The organism is Acidocella sp. MX-AZ03 (genome assembly GCF_027626035.1).
Taxonomy (GTDB): Bacteria; Pseudomonadota; Alphaproteobacteria; order Acetobacterales; family Acetobacteraceae; genus Acidocella; species Acidocella facilis.
This window is the reverse complement of record NZ_CP110774.1, coordinates 548,938-569,482: the sequence shown is the minus strand read 5'-3', so window position 1 is coordinate 569,482 and position 20,545 is coordinate 548,938. Positions and strand designations below refer to the sequence as shown.

The following is a 20,545-nucleotide window of genomic DNA, read 5'->3' as shown; positions in this document are numbered from 1 at the left end:
TTTTTCAGTTCGGGTTGCGGTAGGATGGATGCCAGAAGGTCACCGCCCGCTCCAGCAGCGCCAGGGCGGCGAAAGAGAGCGAGCCGGTGAGCGCGACGATGAGGATGGCGGCCCAGACGATGTCCAGATTGAGGCTGGCGGCTTCTGTCGAAATGCGAAAGCCAAGGCCAAGGATCGGCGAGCCGAAAAACTCCGCGACCACCGCGCCGATGAGCGCCAGAGTGGAGTTCAGCTTCAGCGCTGCGAAAATATGCGGCAGGGCAGCGGGCAGGCGCAGCTTGAGTAGCGTGACCGGGTAGGAGGCGGCGTAGCTCAGCAGCAGTTCCCGCTCCAGCACGCCGGCTTCACCCAGCCCAGCCGTGGTGTTGACCAGCATGGGAAAGATCGTCATCGCCGCGACCACCGCCGCCTTGGATTGCCAGCCAAAGCCGAACCACATCACCGCGATCGGCGCGATGCCGATGATCGGCATGGCGGAGACGAGGTTTCCCAACGGCATCAGGCCGCGCTTGAGGAAATCCGAACGGTCGATGGCCAGGGCCAGCAGGAATCCGCCTACGCAGCCGATAATGTAGCCGGGCAGCACGGAGCGCAGCACGGTTTGCACGAAATCCGCCGCCAGCATGCCGGCATTGGCGCTAAGGGCGGTGAAGATGGCGCTGGGGGCGGGGAGCAAAATCGCCGGAACGGCAAAGCCCTTCACCAGCGCCTGCCAGAGCCAGAGCAGCCAAAGGCCGAAGATGGCAGGGGTGGCGAGGCGCGCGGCGAGGCTCTCCCGGCGCACGCTGGCGGCCATGGCGAGGAGCGCGACGATGCTGAAGATGATGGAAAGCAGGAGATATTTCACAACCTGCCCCCGCGCTGCCAACGCAAACCGGCCTCCAGCAGCGAGATCGCGCCCAGGATGAGGGCGGAAAGCAAGGAAGCCGCCAGCAGCGCGGACCAGACCATCAGCGTCTGGCCGTAATAACTGCCGGCGAGCAGGCGCGAGCCAAGCCCGGCCTGCGCGCCGGTCGGCAATTCCGCGACGATGGCCCCCATCACCGCCAGCGCCGCGGAGACGCGCAGAGAGGGAAACAGGAAGGCGACGGAGGCTGGCAGGCGCAGCTTGGAGAAGATCTCGGACTCGCGCGCCGAGTAGGTTTGCAGCAACTCGAACTGGATTGTCTCCGGCGCGCGCATGCCTTTCACCAGCCCGACGACGATGGGAAAGAATGCCAGGTAGGCGGCGATGGCAACTTTCGGGACCAGGCCAGAGAGGCCGAGATTGCCGAGCACCACCACCACCATCGGCGCGATGGCGAGCACCGGCACAGTCTGGCTGGCGATGACCCAGGGCATCAAGGAGCGGTCCAGCGCTTTCACATGCACGATCAGCGTGGCGATGACGCCGCCGATCACGAGCGCCACGGCGAGGCCCAGCAGCGCCTCCTCCGCCGTAACCCCGGCATGGTAGAGCAGGTTACGCGGCGAGGAAAGCGGCCAGCCAAAGATGCTGTCACCAAGCGCGCCGATCACCTGGTCCGGACGCGGCAGGAGATTTGTGCCAACCAAGGCCGAGGCCGCGTACCAAAGGATGATGGCGGCGAGCGCAACAGTGGCGACCGGCAGCACGGATCTAGTCATAGGAATGCCCCGCCCGCAGCGCTGCACGCACGCGGTGCGCGACATCGGCGAAGACCGCACTATCGCGCAAGGCAAGATCACGGGTGCGTGGGAGATCGCTCTCAATGATTTCAACGATCCGGCCCGGGCGCGGCGACATGACGACGATGCGGGTGGAGAGAAACACCGCCTCATCGATGGAATGGGTGACAAAGCCGCAGGTGAGGCCTGTCGTGCGCCAGAGGTCCTGGAGATGCAGGTTGAGGCCATCGCGGGTGATCTCGTCGAGCGCGCCGAAGGGCTCGTCCATCAGCAACAAGGAGGGCTCAAAGGAGAGTGCTCTGGCGATGGAAGCGCGTTGCTGCATGCCGCCGGAGAGTTGCCAGGGAAATTTTTTCGCAAAGCCTGTCAGCCCGACCAGATCAAGATAGCGCGCGGCGCGTTCCTGCCTCTCGCGCTTTGGTAGCCCCATGATTTCCAGAGGCAGCATCACATTGCGTTCGATATTACGCCAGGCATAGAGAGCCGGCGCCTGGAATACATAGCCGTAGGCGCGCGCGCGCCTGGCCTCGGCGGCGCTGACGCCATTCACCTTCAATTCGCCACTGGTCGGCTGCACGAGATCAGCGATGGCGCGCAGCAGCGTGGTCTTGCCGCAGCCGGAAGGGCCGATGAAGGAGACGAAATCACCTGGCGCGATGTCCAGGCTGATCCTCTCAAGTGCGACCGTGCCTTTGAACTCAACGCGCAGATCACGCGCCGAAACAGCCGGGAGCTTCATCGAGCCCTCTTGGTTCATGCCGGGTGTTTCTGCGCCAGGCGCGCATCTGTCGCCAGTACGGCCTGCAGCAGCACATCCGCGCCGGCGGCGACATGCGCGGGCTCTGCGCTCTCCGCCTCGTTATGGCTGATGCCTTTCTCACAAGGCACGAAAATCATCGTCGTCGGCGCGATTTTGGCGATGTAGGCGGAATCATGTCCGGCACCGGAGACGATGCGGCGCGCGGAAAGGCCGAGATCAGTGGTGGCGCGCTCGACGGCGGCGATGCAGTCAGAATCGAAATGCACAGCAGGGGAATCCCATATACATTCGAAGGTGAAGCTGATGCCGGTGCCGAGAAGGATTTTCTCGAATGCGTCCTTCACCTCTTTTTCCATTTTCGCCACAACCTCATCGTTGGGGTGGCGAAAATCAATGCTGAAGAAAACTTCACCTGGAATGACGTTGCGGGAATTCGGCCGCGCCTCGATGAGGCCGACGGTGGAGACCGCGTCCGGCCCGTGCGCCAGGGCGATGGCCTGAACCACCTGGATCATCTTGGAGGCAGCGACCAGCGCATCCTGGCGCATGCGCATGGGCGTGGTGCCGGCATGGCAATCCATGCCCGTTACCGTCACGCCGTACCAGCGCATCCCCTGCACGCCGGTGACGATGCCGATGGATTTACCTTCATCTTCCAGGATCGGCCCCTGTTCGATATGCAGCTCGAAATGCGCGGCGAGCTTGTGGGCGCCGCAGGCTTCCGCGCCGACGAAGCCGATACGCTTGAGCTCATCGCCGAAGCGTAGGCCCTCACAATCCTCGCGCTCGTAGGCGTAGTCCTTCGAGAATACGCCGGCGAAGACGCCGGAGGAGAGCATGGCCGGGGCAAAGCGCGCGCCTTCCTCGTTGGTCCAGTCAATCAGCTCGATCGGGGCGTTGGTCTCGATGCCCGCATCGTTGAGGCTACGCAGCACTTCCAGCCCGGCGAGCACGCCAATGATGCCGTCAAACTTGCCGCCGGTCGGCTGGGTGTCGAGATGGCTGCCGATGGCGATCGGCGGCAGGCTGTTATCCTTACCCGGCCGGCGGGCGAAGATGTTGCCCATATCGTCATAGGAAACGTCGCAGCCCGCGGCGGTGCATTTATCGATCAGCCAGTGGCGGACCTGGGCGTCGAGGTCCGTCAGCGTCAGGCGTTTGACGCCGCCTTTTTCCGTGCCGCCGATTTTCGCGGTCTCGATGATGGTCTCCCAGAGACGGGCGGCATCCACGCGTAGGTTGGTGTTCATTGGGCTGGCTCCGCCACGCGCATCGGGTTATTCGGATGCTGCTTCCAGGTGAGATGCGTTGCCGTCGCCTGCGGGACCATGGTGATGCAGCCGCTCACCGGGCACACATGCGAACAAAGATTGCAGCCGACACATTCATCATCGATCACCTCGTAAATCCTCTTCTCGCCGGTCTCTTGCAGCTTGATTGCCTGATGAGCCGTATCCTCGCAAGCGATATGGCACAGCCCGCAGCCGATGCAGGCGGTGGGGTCGATGCTGGCGATGGTTTTCCAGGCCAGGTTCAGGTCGTTCCAATGCACGAAATTCTTCACCGCGCGGCCGGTGACATCTTCGATGCACGCATAGCCTTTCTCATCCATCCAGTTGGAGAGACCGCTGATCATGTCTTCGACGATACGAAACCCGTAATGCATGGCGGCGGTGCAAACCTGCACACTGCCCGCCCCAGAGCCAGGAACTCCGCCGCGTCGCGCCAGCTTGAGATGCCGCCAATGCCGGAGATAGGCAGGCCCTTGAGGGAGCGAGCAATTTCACCGACCATGCGCAGCGCGATGGGCTTCACCGCCGGGCCGCAATAGCCGCCATGGGTGCCGAGGCCATCAACGGCGGGTTCCGGCACCATATTGTCGAGATCCACCCCGGTGATGGAAGTGATGGTGTTGATGAGGCTGACAGCATCCGCACCGCCACGCCGGGCGGCTTCGGCGGGTTTGAGAATATCCGTGATGTTGGGCGTGAGTTTCACGATCACCGGCATCCGGCTATATTGTTTGCACCAGCGCGTGACCATCTCGACATAATCCGGCACCTGGCCGACGGCAGCGCCCATGCCGCGCTCGCTCATGCCGTGCGGACAGCCAAAATTCAGTTCGATGCCGTCAGCGCCCGTGGCTTCCACCAGCGGCAGGATGCGCTTCCAACTCTCCTCCTCACACGGCACCATCAGGCTGACCACGACGGCGCGGTCCGGCCAGTTGCGTTTCACCGTGCGGATTTCGTCGAGATTGAGGTGCAGAGGACGATCCGTAATCAACTCGATATTATTCATGCCCATCAGACGCTGGCCGTTATAGCCAATGGCGCCATAGCGGGAACTGACATTCACCACCGGCGGATCCTCGCCCAGCGTTTTCCACACCACCCCGCCCCAGCCGGCCTTGAAGGCGCGCTCGACATTATAGGCTTTGTCGGTGGGTGGGGCGGAGGCGAGCCAGAACGGATTGGGTGCCTTGATGCCGGCGAAATCGATGTGCAGATCAGCCATTGAGTTCGCCTTTCATGTAGGCGTTGATGCTTTGCGCGGCGCGCTTGCCATCGGCCACGGCCTGGACGGTGAGATCCTGGCCGGGGATGCAGTCCCCGCCTGCGAAAACCCCGGGCAGCGAGGTTTGCAGATCTTCATTCACCACGATGCGGCCGGCGCGGATTGCGGGCAAGGCTTCGTCTTCCGAAATCTCCAGGCTCTGGCCGACGGCTTTCAGAACCATGTCGGCGCGTAAGATATAGCCATCCTCGCCCAGGACCAACCTGCCATCGTCCAGCTTGGTGCGGGCAAAGCGGATGCGTTGCACCGCCCCCTGCCCTTCCAGCGCCACGGGCGCCGCCCAATGGCGGAAATCCACCCCGTTCACCAGGGCCCAATCCTGCTCCACGGCGGTGGCCGGCATATCCTCGCGGCCACGGCGATAGACCAGACTCACCTGCTCCGCGCCGAGCCTCTTGGCTTGCACGGCAGCGTCGATAGCGGTATTGCCACCGCCGATCACCACCACATGGCGGCCGACCGGCACGTCCGATTTGTCGCTGGATTGGCGAAGATTTTCGATGAAACGCACGGCATCCATCACGCCTTGCAGTTCCTCGCCGGGAATGGCGAGCGCCTTCACGCCGGACTGGCCGATGGCGAGACACACCGCATCATAATCCCGGCGCAGCGTGCCGAGATCGAGTTCCCGCCCCAGCGCCTGGTTGGGAATGATCTCGATACCGCCGATGGAGATGATGAACGCGACTTCGCGGGCGGCGAAGTCGTCCGCCATCTTGTAGGCAGCGATGCCGTATTCATTGAGCCCGCCGGGCTTGGGCTTGGCATCAAAAATGGCGACAGCATGGCCTTGTTTGGCCAGCTCATGCGCGCAGGCGAGGCCGGCCGGGCCAGCGCCGAGGATGGCGACGCGTTTGCCCGTGGACGGCGCGCGGGTGAAAGGATGCTGACCGCTCGCCGCCGCGCGGGCCATGGCGGCATCTGTGGCGACGCGTTGCAGCGCGCCGATCTCCACCGGCTTATGCTGCTGGGCGGTGCGCACGCAGGCGCCCTCGCAAAGAATTTCCGTCGGGCAGACCCGCGCGCAGGCGCCGCCGAGAATGTTCGCTTCTAGAATTTTGCGTCCAGCGCCTGCGAGATTGTCGGTGGCGATGGCGCGGATGAAGCCGGGAATGTCGATGCTGGTCGGGCATGCGGCGATGCAGGGCGCGTCGTAGCAGAAATAACAGCGCGCGGCTTCGATAGCGGCTTCGTCGCGGCTCAGCAGCGGGTGCGCATCGGCGAAACATTCCGCCAGGCGCGCTACAGGCACGCGCGACGCGGCAATATCGCCACCGCCCAAATTATAAACAGAGTCTCCGGTGGCGCTCATGAAAGCTCCCGATTGGATCGCAAATCCAGCTTGACCAAAGCTGATTAAACAGTCAAGTTGTTTATCAAGATAGCGAAACAGAAATATATCCGCGAAAATCAGGATAAATTTTATGCAGTTGACGCATAAACCCGCAAAACCGCGCCAGGCCCGCAGCGAACAGGCGGAGCAGCGTATTCTCGCCGCCGCCGAGCAGGTTTTTGCAACGGCCGGGTTTGGCGGCGCCACCATGTCCGCGCTGGCGGCGGCGGCGGGGCTGCCTTCGGCCAACCTGCATTATCATTTCGGCACCAAGGAAGGGCTTTATAAGGCGGTGCTGCAGAATATCATGCGGCTCTGGCTGGAGGCGGCAGAGGGCATCACCGCCTCCGCCGCCCCGCCCAGGCCTTGAGCGCCTACATCAAAGCGAAACTCGCCTACTCGCGCACGCGCCCCTACGCCTCGAAAGTGTTCGCCAATGAGGTGCTGCATGGGGCGGTGCATCTGCAGTCCTATCTGGGCGAGGAGCTGCGGCTGGTGGTGGCGCGGAAAACCCAGGTGCTGCAAGGCTGGATGGAAAAAGGCCAGATGGAGCCCGTTGATGCGCGGCACCTGTTTTTCCTGCTCTGGGCGATGACCCAGACCTACGCCGATTTCGACACTCAAATCCGCACCGTGCTCGGGCGTGAGGCGCTGCTGGAGGAGGATTTCGCGATTGCCGAAGACCTGATCCTGCGCCTCACCTTACGCGGCTGCGGGCTGGAGTTTCCCCTCAAGGAGCACAGAGCATGAGCCTACTCATTCGCGGCGGCACGGTTCTCACCGCCGAGCATCAGCACCGGGCCGACGTGCTGTGCGCGGACGGCAAGATCATCGCCATCGGCGAAAGGCTGGACGCCCCCGTAGGCACGGAGATTGTCGAGGCCGGGGAAGCCTACGTGATTCCGGGCGGGATCGACCCGCACACCCATATGGAGCTGCCCTTCATGGGCACCACCGCCTCTGATGATTTTTACACCGGCACCGCGGCGGGGCTGGCGGGCGGGACGACGATGATTATCGATTTCGCCATTCCCGGCCCCAACGATTCACCGCTGGAGATTTTCAAGACCTCGCGGCGCTGGGCGGAGAAATCCTGTTCGGATTACGGCTTTCACGTCGCCATCACCTCATGGTCCGCGCGCGTGGCCGAGGAGATGGGCATTCTGGCGCGCGAGCATGGGGTAAACAGCTTCAAGCATTTCATGGCCTATAAGGGCGCCATCATGGCGGATGACCATGTGCTGCTGAACAGCTTCGCCCGGGCGCTGGAGCTGGGCGCGATTCCGACCGTGCATGCCGAGAATGGCGAGGCGGTGTATCATCTGCAGCGGGCTTTGCTGGCGCAGGGATTACCGGGCCGGAGGGGCATCCGCTCTCGCGCCCGCCGGCGGTGGAGGGCGAAGCGGCGGAGCGGGCGATTGCGATTGCGAATGTGCTCGGCGTGCCGGTTTATATCGTGCATGTCTCGACGGCGGAGGCGACGAATGCCATCGCCCGGGCGCGGGCGGCGGGGCAGCGTGTCTATGGTGAGGTGCTCGCACAGCATCTGGTGGTGGATGAGAGTGTCTACCAAAACCCGGATTGGGATTTTGCCGCCGCGCATGTGATGAGCCCGCCCTTCCGGCCCAAGCATCATCAAAAAGCGTTGTGGGCGGGGCTGGCGTCCGGGCAGTTGCAGACCACGGCGACGGATCATTGCTGTTTCCGCGCCGCGCAGAAGGCGGCGGGGCGGGAGAACTTCACCGCCATTCCCAACGGCACTGGCGGCATCGAGGACCGGATGAGCGTGCTCTGGCACCACGGTGTCGGCAGCGGGCGGATTACGCCCCAGGAATTCGTGCGCATCACCTCCACCAACACGGCGCAGATTTTCAACATCTATCCGCGCAAGGGCGCGGTTGCGGTGGGGGCGGATGCGGATCTGGTGGTGTGGGATCCGAAGGCGCGCCGGGTGATCTCGGCGAGGACCCAGCATCAACAGGTGGATGTGAATATGTATGAGGGGATGGAGGTGACCGGGCTGGCGCGCCACACCATCGCGGCGGGGAAGCTTGTGTATAGCGAGGGGGATTTGCGGGCTGAGCGCGGGGCCGGGCGCTATATCGAACGGCCTTGCTATACGCCGGTGCTGCGGGCGCAGGAGATCCGCAACCGGCTTGCCGCGCCGCAGGCCGTTCTGCGGGAGCCGGCGGTGGCGGTGACGCCTTAAAGCGAAAGACGTGGGGCGTTTTTGAAAAAGCTCCCCACATCGCCAAAAAACTTTTGCTCGCTTTTAGCCGATGCCTTTCATCAGCACCGCCTGGCGCAGCTTCCAGGTCAGTGTCAGCGCGCCCAGCACAATCAGCAACCCGAGCAGGAACACCGTCGGATAGCCCAGTTGCGCCGCCACCAGCCCGGCCAGTGGGCCGGTGAGGCCCATCGCGATATCCATGAACACGGTATAGATGCCAATCGCCGCCCCGCGGCTGCCGGCGGCGACCGGGTGCAGCGCCTCCACCGCCAAGGCTGGAAACACCAGCGAGAACCCGAACCCGGCCAACGATGCGCCAAGCAGCGCGATCAGCGGCGCCGGGGCCAGCCAGATCAGCGCCAGCCCCGCCGCCTCCACCATGAATGAGACCAGAGCCGCGCGAAACCCACCGAACCGGCCGATCGCCCCGGCCAGGACAATGCGCACCAGCACGAAGCTGACCCCGAAGGCGGTGAGCGCCAACGACGCCCCCTCCCAGCCATGGGCGACATAATAGAGCGCCATGAACGCGACGATGATGCCAAAACCAAAAGAGCCGCCGGCCAGCGCCAGCCCGTAAGGGGTCATCTGCCGGACCACGCGCCAGGCGCTCATCCGCACCGCGCCCACCAGCGGTGGCACAGCCGGGATCCTGCCGGTGAAATAGAGGCCGACCAGAGGCAGCACCACCGCCACCGCGCCGAGCAGATGCAGCCCGCCCCAGCCCGCCAGCAGCACGCCCAGAGGCGCGCCCGCCGCGATGCCGCCATAGGAGGAGACGCCGTTCCAGGAGATCACCTCGGCGGTGGCGGCGCTGCCGACCCGGCCGATATTCCAGGTGACGCAGCCCGTGCCGGTGCCGCTCTCGGCAATGCCCAGCAGCAGCCGGCTTGCCCCCAGCCAGAGCAGAATCACCAGCGGCGTGTGGCAGAAGCTGGCGATGAGGATGCAAAGCCCGTTCAGCGCGCCAAAGACCAGACCAAAGATGACGATGGTTTTTGCGCCACGCGTGTCCGAAATCCGCCCGGCCAATGAGCGGCTGACCAGTGTGGCGGCATATTGCAGGCTGATGATGGCCCCGGCCAGGGCGGCGCTATAGCCCAATTTGAAATGCACCAGGCTCGGAAACACCGCCAGCGGCAGGCCGATCAGCAGATAATTGATGCCGTTGAGCAGGGCGACGGGCAGAATGCGCAGGGTGCGCTGGCCTTTGGTCAGGCTATCCGGGTGCGGCTTGGGGGCGGTCATGGCGCGGCTTTATTAGGCGGTTTGGACCAACCCGTACATTCCGCCGGCCATGCGGCGGGCACAACCTCACCCCGCGAATTGCGCCTCCAGAGCCGCCCAATCCAAGGCCCAGCTGGGGGCGGGCGGCCCGTACGCCGCCGCGTCAGGGCGCAGCCCGGCCAGCACCGGGCCCGGCGGCACCAGCTTGCCGGCTTTCACGAAGCCGGCGCGCATCGCCGCCTTGCAGGCGATGCCCTCCGGCCCGATGAAAACCTGCTCCACATACATCCAGCGCTCATCCCAGCCGAGCAGACGCGTCTCCAGCGTGAAGCGCGCGAAAGGGGCGAGCGGGCGGCGAAAGCGCAAGGCGGAGCCCCCAGCACCACCCCCAGGCGCTGCGCGCGCATCGCCCGCCACACGCCTGAGCGCAGGATCAGATCCGTGCGGCCGAGATCCATCAGCGCCAGATAGCGGGAATTGGTGAGATGCAGGTTGAGATCGAGATCCAGCGGCCAGACCCGGAAGCACACCCGCGAGACCTCCTCCAGCCCAGCGCCTTGCCGCGCCAGGCGCCAAGGATGACGCATAGCAGCCGGAAGATCAGATTCATGACGCGGCCTTGGCCTGTGCCACAGCGGCCTGCTCCTCCGCCACCAGATCCTTGCGCGAGAGCTTGCCGACCACGGTTTTCGGCAGGCTGGCACGGAATTCGATGCGCTTGGGCCGTTCCACCGGGGAGAGATGATCCTCGAGGAAGGACTGCAGCTCTGCCTCGGTGAGGCTGGCCCCTTCATGCAGCGTCACATAGGCTTTCGGCACCTGGCCGCGCCTGGCGTCCGGAATGCCGATCACCACCGCCTCATGCACAGCCGGATGCCGGTAGAGCGCCTCCTCCACCATCCGCGGATAGACGTTATAGCCGCCGGAGATGATCAGATCCTTGATCCTATCGACCAGGAAGATATAGCCATCCGCGTCGATATAGCCTACATCGCCGGTGCGCAGCGCGCCCTCCACCATCACCTTCGCGGTCTCGTCCGGGCGGTTCCAATAGCCCAGCATCACTTGTGGGCCGCGCACGCAAACCTCCCCCAGCTCACCAGGCGGCAGCACGCGGGAGGGATCGTCCAGCCCACGGATTTCGACAATGGTTCCCTCCACCGGCAGGCCGATGGAGCCATCGCGCACCGCGCCGAAGATATTGCAGGCGACCACCGGCGAGGCCTCGGAAAGCCCGTAGCCCTCGACCAGCTGACAGCCGGTCAGCGCCTCGAACTGGGTGCGGATTTCCGCCGGCAGCGGCGCCGCGCCGGAGACGCAGAAGCGGATGGAGGCCAGCTCCCATTTCTCCTTCGCCGCCGCCTCGTTGATATTGGCATAGATGGTCGGCACGCCGGGAAGAAGAGCGGGCGGGTGCGTGCCAGCGTCTTGCGCAGCAAGGCTTTGTCATAGCGCGGCAACAGGATCATGGTGAGGCCGAGCAGCACCGAAAGATTCATCGCCACCGTCATCGCCAGCACATGGAAAAGCGGCACCAGCGTGAGCATGCCAGCACCGGCCTCGATCTCGGGCAGGCGGCGATCCACCTGGGCGCAATTGGCGGAGAGATTGGCGTGGCTCAGCATCGCCGCTTTCGGGATGCCGGTGGTGCCGCCGGTATATTGCAGCACCGCGATGTCGGTCTGGGGATCGCACGGCACCGGGCGCGGCGCCCCGCGCCCGCCCCAAGTTCTGCAAACCGCACCACCCGCGCATCCGCCGGCAGCCGTGCCAGGCTCTTGCGCCGCGTCAGCCAGAAGCCGCAGCGTTTGACGACATCCAGGCTCTCCAGCATCGAGCCGACGATGAGATGGTCCAGCCCGCCATCGGCGACGATGGGGGCGAATTTGTTATACAGCTCCGCGACATCGAGCGTCACGGCGATCCGCGCGCCGCTATCTTTCAGAAAATGCCGCAGCTCGCGCTCGACATAAAGCGGGCTGAGATTCACCACGATGCCGCCCGCCTGCAGGATGGCGAAATAGCAGATGACATAATAAGGCGTGTTCGGCAGGCAGAGCGCCACGCGCGTGCCCTTCTCCACCCCCAGCCGCTGAAACCCGGCGGCGGCGCGCGCCACCAGCCGGCCAAGCTCGGCATAGCTCGTGCGCTTGCCCAGGAAATCCAAAGCGGTGATCTGCGGCCATTGCGCCACGGCGCGCTCCAGCAGCGCGTGCACCGGCACCGCCGGGATGCTGCCGTGACGGCTATCGAATTGCAGCATGCTCAGCCTCCCGCGCAGGGGGTGGGCGGAGCCGGCAGACGGGTCCAGGTTTCGGAGCGGCCGAGCAGCGGGATGCCGACATAGCCGCGCACATGCAGCGTGCCGTCGGCGGCCAGATGCATCACCGATTTATAGGTTTTGCCGTTTTCGGGATCGTAGATCCAGCCGCCTTTCCAACTGCCCGGCCCATCCGGGGTGAAGCGGCCGAGAATCGGCAGGCCGCAGAGCGGGCGGTTTTGCAGCGCCGCATTGCTGTTGTGAATATCGGTCTTGGGCTTGCCCTGCGCATCCAGCGGCGCGCGCAGCCATTCGATTTTGCCACAGAGATCAGCACCGCACGGCGCGATCTCGATTCCGGCCTTGCCGGTCTGGTCCAGCCACCAGCCTTGCGGCGAGGGCTGCGCGCTGGCCGGGGCGCCCAACAGCGCCCCGGCGGCGAGCGCCGGAAGAAAAATCGCCAGGCGGCGGAAAGTGAATGCTTGCATTTCCATCCCTTTTTGGTATTTAACATACACAATACGTCAGGTAACGACTCTATTCAACAATAAAGACGCGGCGTGACGGCAAAGACGCACACGGGACCTGGCCCTAGAAAGAAAGCTGAGGAGGAAAGCGGTATCATGAAAAAAACAACAGCGATCAGGCCTTATCTTCTGGCGGCGAGCGCCTTGTGCGCCCTCGCCGCGGCGCCCACGGCGCGGGCCTCCGGCTTTGGCCTGCGTGAGGGCTCCGCCGACTGGCTGGGCAACGCCTTTGTCGGCGGCGAGGCGAAAGCCTATGACGCCTCCACCGCCTGGACCAACCCGGCCGGCATGGCGCTGCTGAACCAGGACGAGATTGACGGCAATGTCAGCTATATCGGCCCGTCCGCCAGCTTCAGCGGCTATAACACCGACCCGTTGACCGGCGGCACGGTGCGCGGCGTGCAGGGCGGCAATGCCGTCACCCCGGCGGCCTCGGGCGCGATGTTCGGCGTGCTGGTGCTGGGGCCGGATTGGCGGGTGGGCTTCTCCGTCACCAACCCGTATGGCGAGCGCACCTCCTACCCCACCAATTTCGTCGGCCGCTATCAGAGTCTGGTCTCCAGCATCACCGGCATCGATTTCAGCCCGTCGATTTCCTATAAGGTGAACAACCATTTCTCCATCGGCGGCGGGCCGGTGTTCGAATATTTCCATGCCCGCCTCACCCAGGCGCTGAACGTGCCGGTGCTGAGTGCCGCCACCGGGCAGGATCCCTTCGCCGATGTGCATGGCAGCGATCTCGGCGTCGGCTATAATATCGGTATGATGTATCAGCTCGATGACGCGACGCGCATCGGCGTGGATTACCATTCGCGCATCCGCCACAACATCACCGGCACCCAGAGCATCTCCACCCCGCCGATCTATTCCGCGCTGAGCCCGGCGACGGTGGCGCTGCTGGGGGCGGAAAACAGCCGTGCCACCACCTCCATCACCCTGCCGGATTCGATCGGGGTTGGCATCTATCACCAGGTGAATGACCGGCTGGCGCTGATGGGCAGCCTGCAATGGACGCATTGGGCGCTGTTCAACAGCCTCCATGTCACCCCACCAACGGCGCGCCGGGCACGGTGATCAACGAGAACTGGCATAATACCTGGTTCGCCGGCATCGGCGCGAATTATCAGCTCAGCGAACGGCTGATGCTGCAGGCGGGCTTTGCCTTCGACCAGTCGCCGGTGACGGACAGCAACCGCACCTCGCGCGTGCCCGATGCCAACCATTACGATATCGGCGTCGGCGCGCAATATAAGCTGACCCCGGCGACGACCTTCCAGCTCGCTTATGGCCATGTCTTCACCCCGGGCGGCAGCGTCAACACCACCGCGTCAAGCTCGCTGCCCACCCCAGCGGCACGCTGGTCGGCAATTACAGCGCCTCGGATAATTCCGTGACCGCTGGCGTGACGATGAAGTTCTGAGTTTCACCGGGCGGCAAAACGCCGCCCGGGCGCAACCGAGACAAAATGACGACCGGCCCTTCCAGGTGTCCGGCGTGATGGAGGCCCATGTCGCACCAGGATCCGCTCTATACCGTCACGCAACTCGGCGCCGAGCTTGGGATCACCGTGCGCACGCTGCATTTCTACGAGGCGCAGGGGCTGCTCACGCCGCGGCGCATCGGCAATAACCGCGTCTATTCCCAGCGCGACCGGGCCCGCATGATCCTGATCCTGCGCGGCAAGCGGCTGGGTTTCTCGATCAAGGAGATCAAGGAATATATCGAGCTTTACGATGTCGATCCGACCCAGGGCCAGCAAACCAAGCAGCTGCTGAAGGCCGTGCATCATCGCATCCAGAAGCTTGAGGATCAGCGCGTGGCGCTGGAACAGACATTGAATGAGCTGCGCGGCATCGAGCTGCAATGCCAGACGGTGCTGGAGAGGCTGGGGACGATCCAGGCCCCGCCGCCGGCGCCGAAAACCGAACCCAAATCAGGCGTGGCCAGGAAACCGGCCCGCGCCGCCAAAACGATCGGGAGATCAAATTGACCCAAGCCGTCATCGCGGGCTACGCCCGCTCGCCCTTTACCCTGGCTGCCAAAGGCGCGCTGGCGCGCGTGCGGCCGGACGATCTCGCCGCCGAGACCATTGCCGGTCTGGTGGCACGGCTCTCGCTGAATACGGCGGATCTGGAAGCCGTGATTCTCGGCTGCGCCTTCCCGGAAGGCGAGCAGGGGCTGAACCTGGCGCGGCTGGTGGGTTTGAATGCCGGCCTGCCGCAATCGGTCGGCGGCTATACGGTCAATCATTTCTGCGGCTCCTCGATGCAGGCGATCCATATCGCCGCCGGGCATATCGCTGCCGGGGCGGGCGAGGCCTTCATCGCCGCCGGGGTGGAGAGCATGAGCCGGGTGCCGATGGGCGGCTATAACCCGCTGCCCAACCCTGGCCTCTATGCCAAGCTGCCCGCCGCCTATATGGGCATGGGCGAGACCGCCGAGAATGTCGCGGCGAAATGGAATATTTCGCGGGCTGAGCAGGAAGCCTTCGCGGTGGAGAGCCAGAAGCGCGCCGCCGCCGCCATCGCCGAAGGGCGGTTGCGCGAGGAGATCGTGCCGATCACCTCCAAGGCCGGCATGGTGGAGCGGGATGGCTGCCCGCGGCCGGAGACCAGCGCCGAGACCCTGGCCGGGCTCAAACCAGCCTTCAGCACCGAGGGCAGTGTCACCGCCGGCACCTCCTCGCCGCTGACCGATGGCGCCTCCGCCGTGCTGGTGTGCAGCGCGGATTACGCCGCCAAGCATGGGCTGAAGCCGCTGGCGCGCATTCTCGCCAGCGCCACCGCTGGCTGCGCGCCGGAGATCATGGGCATCGGCCCTGTCGCGGCCTCGAAAAAAGCGCTGGCGCGGGCGGGGATTTCCGTGAGCGATCTCGATGTGGTGGAGCTGAATGAGGCCTTCGCCTCGCAGTCTCTGGCCTGTATCCGGGATCTCGGGCTGGATGCGGCGAAAGTGAATATCGATGGCGGCGCCATCGCCCTTGGCCATCCGCTGGGCGCCACCGGGGCGCGCATCACCGGCAAGGCGGCATCATTGCTCGTGCGCACTGGCGGGCGTTATGCGCTGGCGACGCAATGCATCGGCGGCGGCCAGGGCATCGCCACCGTGCTGGAGCGCGTGTGATGGAGAGCATCCGCAAGGCCGCAATCATCGGCGCCGGAACCATGGGGGCGGCGATTGCCGCGCAATTCGCCAATGCCGGCGTGCCGGTATTGCTGTTGGATATCGTGAAAGAGGGCACACCCAACCGCAACGCGCTGGCCGAAGGCGCCATTGCGAAAATGTTGAAGACGGATCCGGCGCCGTTCATGTCCAGCCGCGCCGCGAAGCTGGTGACGCCGGGCAATCTGGAGGATGATCTGGCGCAGCTTGCGAGCTGCGACTGGATCGTCGAGGCGATCATCGAGCGGCTGGATCTGAAGCAGGCGCTCTATAAGAAAATCGACGCGGTGCGCAAACCGGGAAGTGCTGTCTCCTCCAACACCTCCACCATTCCGCTGGCCAAACTCACCGAGGGGATGCCAGAGAGTTTCAAGCGCGACTTCCTGATCACGCATTTCTTCAACCCGCCGCGCTATATGCGGTTGCTGGAGCTGGTGAGCGGGCCTGAGACGGATGCGAAGCTGGCGCAGGCCGTGGCGCGTTTTGCCGATCTGATGCTGGGCAAGAGCGTGGTGAGCGCGAAAGATTCACCGGGCTTCATCGCCAACCGGCTCGGCGTGTTCTGGCTGCAGACCGGCGTGGTCGAGGCGATGGAGCTGGGGCTGACCGTGGAGGAGGCCGACGCGATCATGAGCCGGCCCTTCGGGATTCCGAAGACCGGTGTGTTCGGCTTGATCGATCTGGTCGGGCTGGATCTGATGCCGCATATCAATGCCAGCCTCGCCGGCAGCCTGCCAAAGAGCGACGCCTTTCACGCCACCAACAAGGATATTCCGCTGATCAAGACGATGATCGCGGAGGGCAATATCGGCCGCAAGGGCAAAGGCGGGTTCTACCGCAAAGGCGCGAAGGGGCGCGAGGCGATCGACCTCGCCAGCGGCGCCTACCGGCCGGTGCGCAAGGCGGCGACGCCGGACGGGCGGGATCTGCGCAAGCTGCTGGAAAATTCGGCCTATGCCTGGCGGGTGATGGGGCCGACGCTCGCCTACGCGGCGTCGCTGCTGCCGGAGGCGGCCGATGATGTGCACGCCATCGATGAGGCGATGCGGCTGGGCTATAACTGGAAGCTGGGGCCGTTCGAGCTGATCGACAAGATCGGCGCGGATTGGCTGGCGGAGAAGCTGGCCAAGGATGGCATGAAGCTGCCGGCTTTGCTGGATGCCGCGCGCGGCCAGAGCTTTTACAAGCTGGATGGCGCCAAACGGCTGTATCTCGGGCTGGATGATGCCTACCATGAGCTGCACCGCCCCGAAGGCGTGCTGATGCTCGAAGACATCAAGCGCGCGACGAAGCCGCTGCTGAAGAACGCCTCGGCCAGCCTGTGGGATATTGGCAATGGCGTGCTATGCTTCGAGCTGACCTCGAAGAGCAATAGCTGGGATGCGCAGAATCTCGAACTGCTCGGCAAGGCGATCGAGCTGGTGCCGCAGAACCACAAGGCGCTGGTGATCTATAATGAAGGCGCGCATTTCTCTGTCGGCGCCAATCTGGGGCTGGCGTTGTTTGCCGCCAACATCGCCGCCTGGGGCGAGATTGAGAAACTCGTGGCCAGTGGCCAAAAGACTTTCAAGGCGCTGAAATACGCCCCCTTCCCCAGCGTGGCCGCACCGTTCGGCATGGCGCTGGGGGCGGCTGCGAGATCGTGCTGCATGCCTCGGCGGTGCAGGCGCATGCGGAGACCTATATAGGACTGGTGGAATGCGGCGTCGGGCTGGTGCCGGCCTGGGGCGGCTGCACGGAAATGCTGGCGCGCTATCAGGGCGCCAAGACCATGCCGAAAGGCCCGATGCCGGCGGCGGCCAAGGTGTTCGAGATGGTCTCCACCGCCACGGTCAGCAAATCCGCTGCCAATGCCAAGGAGCTTCTGTTCCTACGCGAGGGCGACGGCATCACCATGAACCGCTACCGGCTGCTGGCCGATGCCAAGGCCAAGGCGTTGACACTGGTGGAAGCCTACGCCGCGCCGGAGCCGCCAACCTACCAGCTCCCCGGCGAGGATGGGCGTGTCGGCTTTGGCATGGCGGTGAAGGAATTCCGCAAGAAGGGCCTGGCCACACCGTATGACGAGGTGGTGGCGGGCGAGCTTGCCACCGTGCTCAGCGGCGGCGAGGCGGACATCATCGACCGGCCGAGCGAGGCCGATATTCTGGCGCTGGAACGCGGCGCCTTCACCCGGTTGATCCGCAAGGACGGCACGCTGGCGCGCATCGAAACGATGCTCACCACCGGCAAGCCGCTGCGCAACTAAGGAGACGAGCCATGCAAACTTACACCGCCCCGCTGCGGGACATGCGCTTTGTGCTGCACGAGCTGCACCCCGCCCCTGCCCTGCCCGGCCATGAGGAATTCACGCCCGAGCTGCTGGACACCGTGCTGGAGGAAGCCGGAAAATTCTGTTCCGAAGTGCTGCTGCCGCTCAACGCCTCCGGCGATGAGGAAGGCTGCCATTATGAAAACGGCGTGGTGCGCACGCCGAAGGGGTTCAAGGAAGCCTACGCCGCCTTCAACGAGGCCGGCTGGGGCGCGCTGAACGCCGACCCGGCCTATGGCGGCCAGGGCCTGCCGGAGACGGTGGCGAAGCTGGTGGAGGAGATGATCTGCGCCTGCAATATCTCCTTCGGCCTCTATCCCGGCCTCACCCATGGCGCCTATCTGGCGATGAAGAGCCATGCCTCGGATGAGCTGAAGGATTTCTACCTGCCGAAGATGGTTTCGGGCGAATGGGCGGGCACGATGTGCCTGACCGAGCCGCATTGCGGCACCGATCTCGGGCTGCTGCGCACGAAAGCCATCCCGCAGGAGGATGGCAGCTACAGCCTGACGGGATCGAAAATCTTCATCTCCGCCGGCGAGCATGATATGGCGGAGAACATCATCCATCTGGTGCTGGCCAGGCTGCCGGATGCGCCTTCCGGGGTGAAGGGCATCTCGCTGTTTCTGGTGCCGAAATTCCTGCCGGATGAAAACGGCAAGCCGGGGGCGCGCAACGGCGTCTCCTGCGCCGCCATCGAGCATAAGATGGGCATCAAGGCCTCCGCCACCTGCCAGATGAATTTCGACGATGCCAAAGGCTGGCTCGTCGGCGCCCCACATAAGGGCATGCAGGCGATGTTCGTGATGATGAATTCCGAACGTCTCTCGGTCGGCACGCAAGGTCTGGGGATTGGCGAGGCCGCCTACCAGGGCGCGGTCGCCTACGCGAAGGACAGGTTGCAGGGCCGCTCCCTCGCAGGGGCGAAATATCCCGAGAAGGCGGCCGACCCGATCATCGTGCATCCGGACATCCGCCGCAATCTGATGACCATGCGCGCCTATAATGAAGGCTGCCGGGCGCTGGGCGTCTGGGTGGCCGGGGTCATGGATATCGCCGAGCGTTCGGGCGATGAAAAAGCCAAGGCGGAGGCTGAGGAATTCATCGCGGTCATGACGCCGATCGTGAAGGCGCTGTTTACCGATCTCGGCTTCGAAAGCGCCAATCTGGCAGTGCAGACCTATGGCGGCCATGGCTATATCCGCGACCATGGCATGGAGCAGCTGGTGCGGGATTCGCGTATCGCGATGATCTATGAAGGCACCAACGGCATCCAGGCGCTGGATCTGGTGGGGCGCAAGATGCCGGCGAATATGGGCCGCGGCCTGCGCCGCTTCTTCCATCCGGTGCAGGAATTCATTGATGAAAACCAGAATGATCCGGGCATTGGCAAGCTGGTGCAGGGCTTTGCCCGCGGCTTCGGGGCGTTGCAGCTCGCCACCTCCTTCATCGCCGAAAAGGCGCTGAAGGATCCTGAGGAAGCCGGGGCGGCGGCCACCGAATATCTGCGCCTGTTCGGGCTGGTGGCGTTGGGCTTCATGTGGCTGCGCAGCGCCAAGATCGCCACCGGCAAGCTGGCCGATGCCGGGGCGGATGCCGGTTTCTACAAGACCAAGCTGGTGACGGCGCGGTTTTTCATCGAGCGCATCCTGCCGCAAGTTGGCGCCCTGCTGGCCTCCATCAAATCCGGTAAGGCCGCGATGATGGCGCTGGAGGATGAAGCCTTCTAAAGCACGCACAAAATTTCTGGCTAAACCATAAATAGAGCGAGCGGGTGCAGGCCCGTCTCGCTCTATTTCGTCTCGTCTGACTGGCGGGCGACCACCGCGTTGGCTTCGCGGATCGCCCGTCCTTCATCGCCTGTGCGCTCCAATGTCTCATTCGCGATCTTTACCCAGAGGGCGCGCAGCGTTTCGCTATTGGCCTTATGGGTATGGCGTTCGGCGTCTTTCGCGGTCCAGGGCATCTGCTCCTCCTGACATTTCGCTTGCCCCTACAGGTAGGCGTGCGGCCGGCTCATGCAAGCGAAGGCGGCAAAATCGCTCTCCCGCGCCCCTGCGCGCATGAAAAAACCCCGGCGGGCCTTCGCCCGCCGGGGTTTGATCGACCGGAAATGTCCGGGGTTACTGCAGCAGCGTCGGCTGGGTGGCGGCGGCCGCGCTGTTGGGCATCACCATGGTGCGCTGATCCAGAGACTGGAACATCCACACGGTCAGGCCAACGGTGATGATGAACAGCGGCACGGTGAGGATCAGCGAGACGCTCTTCCAGATCTGCGCCCGGGAAATATCCAGCCCGTAGAACAGCACCGCCTGGGAGAGCAGCGCCAGCGCCGCCAGACCGCCGACGACCTCGACATAGGTTTCATAGCCCATGTCGTGACGCAGCGTGACGATGAGGGCCGCCCCCATCAGCGCCACTGTGCTGATGAAGCCGGCGATATAGCGCATCGCACCGCCCATGCGGACTTCCGGATGCGCCAGCGGATCGGAATGAGAACCAGCCATCTGA

At 64.3% G+C, this 20,545-nt stretch carries 21 protein-coding genes and 4 pseudogenes; 10 read left to right on the top strand and 15 right to left on the bottom strand.

Going from position 1 to position 20,545, the window contains the following annotated elements; genetic code table 11:
• Positions 1 to 4: 4 nt before the first annotated feature.
• The 6 genes and pseudogenes from GT370_RS03225 to GT370_RS03200 form a co-directional block, all read right to left on the bottom strand.
• Positions 5 to 847: an ABC transporter permease gene (locus GT370_RS03225; protein WP_240376542.1), complete on the bottom strand. Its 843-nt coding sequence runs from the start codon at positions 845 to 847 to the stop codon at positions 5 to 7.
• Positions 844 to 1,626, bottom strand: a complete 783-nt coding sequence (locus tag GT370_RS03220; RefSeq protein ID WP_026438864.1) for an ABC transporter permease — start codon at positions 1,624 to 1,626, stop codon at positions 844 to 846. Before GT370_RS03220 ends, GT370_RS03225 begins: the two co-directional genes overlap by 4 nt.
• On the bottom strand, positions 1,619 to 2,386 hold the full coding sequence (locus tag GT370_RS03215) for an ABC transporter ATP-binding protein (RefSeq protein WP_039885042.1): 768 nt from the start codon (positions 2,384 to 2,386) through the stop codon (positions 1,619 to 1,621). The genes GT370_RS03220 and GT370_RS03215 overlap by 8 nt, the downstream gene beginning before the upstream one ends.
• A gap of 14 nt (positions 2,387 to 2,400) precedes the next feature.
• A complete protein-coding gene (locus GT370_RS03210; protein WP_008493250.1) occupies positions 2,401 to 3,657 on the bottom strand; it encodes a M20 family metallo-hydrolase in 1,257 nt (418 codons plus the stop codon).
• Positions 3,654 to 4,924, bottom strand: a pseudogene (gene preA, locus GT370_RS03205) (NAD-dependent dihydropyrimidine dehydrogenase subunit PreA). Before preA ends, GT370_RS03210 begins: the two are co-directional and overlap by 4 nt.
• Complete coding sequence (locus tag GT370_RS03200) at positions 4,917 to 6,296, bottom strand: NAD(P)-dependent oxidoreductase (protein ID WP_008493252.1); 1,380 nt, start codon at positions 6,294 to 6,296, stop codon at positions 4,917 to 4,919. Before GT370_RS03200 ends, preA begins: the two are co-directional and overlap by 8 nt.
• Positions 6,297 to 6,408: 112 nt before the next feature.
• Here GT370_RS03200 and GT370_RS03195 point away from each other — a divergent pair, with 112 nt between their 5' ends.
• From GT370_RS03195 to hydA, 3 genes and pseudogenes are all read left to right on the top strand, one after another.
• Positions 6,409 to 6,687, top strand: a complete 279-nt coding sequence (locus GT370_RS03195) for a TetR/AcrR family transcriptional regulator (RefSeq protein WP_270183888.1) — start codon at positions 6,409 to 6,411, stop codon at positions 6,685 to 6,687.
• A complete protein-coding gene (locus tag GT370_RS03190) occupies positions 6,684 to 7,067 on the top strand; it encodes a TetR family transcriptional regulator C-terminal domain-containing protein (protein ID WP_270183887.1) in 384 nt (127 codons plus the stop codon). The genes GT370_RS03195 and GT370_RS03190 overlap by 4 nt, the downstream gene beginning before the upstream one ends.
• A pseudogene (gene hydA, locus GT370_RS03185) lies at positions 7,064 to 8,526 on the top strand (dihydropyrimidinase). The gene GT370_RS03190 and the pseudogene hydA overlap by 4 nt, the downstream one beginning before the upstream one ends.
• Before the next feature lie 63 nt (positions 8,527 to 8,589).
• Here the strand turns inward: hydA and GT370_RS03180 are convergent.
• From GT370_RS03180 to GT370_RS03150, 7 genes and pseudogenes are all read right to left on the bottom strand, one after another.
• Positions 8,590 to 9,795, bottom strand: coding sequence for an MFS transporter (locus tag GT370_RS03180; RefSeq protein ID WP_008493255.1), 1,206 nt, complete (start codon positions 9,793 to 9,795; stop codon positions 8,590 to 8,592).
• Positions 9,796 to 9,861: 66 nt separating this feature from the next.
• A pseudogene (locus GT370_RS03175) lies at positions 9,862 to 10,232 on the bottom strand (thioesterase family protein).
• Entirely contained in the window at positions 10,232 to 10,384 is a 153-nt protein-coding gene (locus tag GT370_RS03170) for a hypothetical protein (protein WP_270183885.1), read from the bottom strand. Before GT370_RS03170 ends, GT370_RS03175 begins: the two are co-directional and overlap by 1 nt.
• On the bottom strand, positions 10,381 to 10,674 hold the full coding sequence (locus GT370_RS03165; RefSeq protein ID WP_270184347.1) for an AMP-binding enzyme: 294 nt from the start codon (positions 10,672 to 10,674) through the stop codon (positions 10,381 to 10,383). Before GT370_RS03165 ends, GT370_RS03170 begins: the two co-directional genes overlap by 4 nt.
• Positions 10,675 to 10,881: 207 nt before the next feature.
• Positions 10,882 to 11,474: pseudogene (locus GT370_RS03160) on the bottom strand (AMP-binding protein); the annotation flags it as partial.
• A complete protein-coding gene (locus GT370_RS03155; RefSeq protein ID WP_270183884.1) occupies positions 11,393 to 12,037 on the bottom strand; it encodes an AMP-binding protein in 645 nt (214 codons plus the stop codon). The pseudogene GT370_RS03160 and the gene GT370_RS03155, both read right to left, overlap by 82 nt.
• Positions 12,038 to 12,039: 2 nt before the next feature.
• Positions 12,040 to 12,522: a DUF2147 domain-containing protein gene (locus GT370_RS03150; RefSeq protein WP_168118396.1), complete on the bottom strand. Its 483-nt coding sequence runs from the start codon at positions 12,520 to 12,522 to the stop codon at positions 12,040 to 12,042.
• 135 nt (positions 12,523 to 12,657) lie between these two features.
• Here GT370_RS03150 and GT370_RS03145 point away from each other — a divergent pair, with 135 nt between their 5' ends.
• From GT370_RS03145 to GT370_RS03120, 7 genes are all read left to right on the top strand, one after another.
• Positions 12,658 to 13,635 (top strand): OmpP1/FadL family transporter, encoded by a 978-nt coding sequence (locus GT370_RS03145; RefSeq protein ID WP_270183883.1) that lies wholly within the window; start codon positions 12,658 to 12,660, stop codon positions 13,633 to 13,635.
• Entirely contained in the window at positions 13,632 to 13,955 is a 324-nt protein-coding gene (locus tag GT370_RS03140; protein WP_270183882.1) for an OmpP1/FadL family transporter, read from the top strand. The genes GT370_RS03145 and GT370_RS03140 overlap by 4 nt, the downstream gene beginning before the upstream one ends.
• A gap of 113 nt (positions 13,956 to 14,068) precedes the next feature.
• A complete protein-coding gene (locus tag GT370_RS03135; protein WP_008493261.1) occupies positions 14,069 to 14,551 on the top strand; it encodes a MerR family transcriptional regulator in 483 nt (160 codons plus the stop codon).
• Complete coding sequence (locus GT370_RS03130; protein ID WP_008493263.1) at positions 14,548 to 15,684, top strand: thiolase family protein; 1,137 nt, start codon at positions 14,548 to 14,550, stop codon at positions 15,682 to 15,684. The genes GT370_RS03135 and GT370_RS03130 overlap by 4 nt, the downstream gene beginning before the upstream one ends.
• The gene (locus GT370_RS03125) at positions 15,684 to 17,411 is read left to right on the top strand and encodes a 3-hydroxyacyl-CoA dehydrogenase NAD-binding domain-containing protein (RefSeq protein ID WP_442865483.1); all 1,728 of its coding nucleotides are present in this window, start codon (positions 15,684 to 15,686) and stop codon (positions 17,409 to 17,411) included. The genes GT370_RS03130 and GT370_RS03125 overlap by 1 nt, the downstream gene beginning before the upstream one ends.
• Positions 17,366 to 17,971, top strand: a complete 606-nt coding sequence (locus GT370_RS21195) for a hypothetical protein (protein ID WP_442865482.1) — start codon at positions 17,366 to 17,368, stop codon at positions 17,969 to 17,971. Before GT370_RS03125 ends, GT370_RS21195 begins: the two co-directional genes overlap by 46 nt.
• 11 nt (positions 17,972 to 17,982) lie before the next feature.
• Positions 17,983 to 19,764 (top strand): acyl-CoA dehydrogenase C-terminal domain-containing protein, encoded by a 1,782-nt coding sequence (locus tag GT370_RS03120; RefSeq protein WP_008493265.1) that lies wholly within the window; start codon positions 17,983 to 17,985, stop codon positions 19,762 to 19,764.
• A 62-nt stretch (positions 19,765 to 19,826) separates the two neighbouring features.
• Here the strand turns inward: GT370_RS03120 and GT370_RS03115 are convergent, their stop codons facing one another.
• Together GT370_RS03115 and GT370_RS03110 are read right to left on the bottom strand one after the other, a co-directional pair.
• Positions 19,827 to 20,000 (bottom strand): hypothetical protein, encoded by a 174-nt coding sequence (locus GT370_RS03115; protein ID WP_008493266.1) that lies wholly within the window; start codon positions 19,998 to 20,000, stop codon positions 19,827 to 19,829.
• A 157-nt stretch (positions 20,001 to 20,157) separates the two neighbouring features.
• On the bottom strand, positions 20,158 to 20,541 hold the full coding sequence (locus GT370_RS03110) for a cytochrome o ubiquinol oxidase subunit IV (protein WP_008493267.1): 384 nt from the start codon (positions 20,539 to 20,541) through the stop codon (positions 20,158 to 20,160).
• Positions 20,542 to 20,545 lie beyond the last annotated feature (4 nt).

Excerpts from the sequence above, each read along its gene's own strand:
- GT370_RS03220 (WP_026438864.1), bottom strand. The coding sequence starts at position 1,626 with ATGACTAGATCCGTGCTGCCGGTCGCCACTGTTGCGCTCGCCGCCATC.
- GT370_RS03215 (WP_039885042.1), bottom strand. The coding sequence starts at position 2,386 with ATGAAGCTCCCGGCTGTTTCGGCGCGTGATCTGCGCGTTGAGTTCAAA.
- GT370_RS03210 (WP_008493250.1), bottom strand. The coding sequence starts at position 3,657 with ATGAACACCAACCTACGCGTGGATGCCGCCCGTCTCTGGGAGACCATC.
- GT370_RS03200 (WP_008493252.1), bottom strand. The coding sequence starts at position 6,296 with ATGAGCGCCACCGGAGACTCTGTTTATAATTTGGGCGGTGGCGATATT.
- GT370_RS03195 (WP_270183888.1), top strand. The coding sequence starts at position 6,409 with ATGCAGTTGACGCATAAACCCGCAAAACCGCGCCAGGCCCGCAGCGAA.
- GT370_RS03180 (WP_008493255.1), bottom strand. The coding sequence starts at position 9,795 with ATGACCGCCCCCAAGCCGCACCCGGATAGCCTGACCAAAGGCCAGCGC.
- GT370_RS03170 (WP_270183885.1), bottom strand. The coding sequence starts at position 10,384 with ATGAATCTGATCTTCCGGCTGCTATGCGTCATCCTTGGCGCCTGGCGC.
- GT370_RS03165 (WP_270184347.1), bottom strand. The coding sequence starts at position 10,674 with ATGGTGGAGGAGGCGCTCTACCGGCATCCGGCTGTGCATGAGGCGGTG.
- GT370_RS03155 (WP_270183884.1), bottom strand. The coding sequence starts at position 12,037 with ATGCTGCAATTCGATAGCCGTCACGGCAGCATCCCGGCGGTGCCGGTG.
- GT370_RS03150 (WP_168118396.1), bottom strand. The coding sequence starts at position 12,522 with ATGCAAGCATTCACTTTCCGCCGCCTGGCGATTTTTCTTCCGGCGCTC.
- GT370_RS03145 (WP_270183883.1), top strand. The coding sequence starts at position 12,658 with ATGAAAAAAACAACAGCGATCAGGCCTTATCTTCTGGCGGCGAGCGCC.
- GT370_RS03135 (WP_008493261.1), top strand. The coding sequence starts at position 14,069 with ATGTCGCACCAGGATCCGCTCTATACCGTCACGCAACTCGGCGCCGAG.
- GT370_RS03125 (WP_442865483.1), top strand. The coding sequence starts at position 15,684 with ATGGAGAGCATCCGCAAGGCCGCAATCATCGGCGCCGGAACCATGGGG.
- GT370_RS03120 (WP_008493265.1), top strand. The coding sequence starts at position 17,983 with ATGCAAACTTACACCGCCCCGCTGCGGGACATGCGCTTTGTGCTGCAC.
- GT370_RS03115 (WP_008493266.1), bottom strand. The coding sequence starts at position 20,000 with ATGCCCTGGACCGCGAAAGACGCCGAACGCCATACCCATAAGGCCAAT.
- GT370_RS03110 (WP_008493267.1), bottom strand. The coding sequence starts at position 20,541 with ATGGCTGGTTCTCATTCCGATCCGCTGGCGCATCCGGAAGTCCGCATG.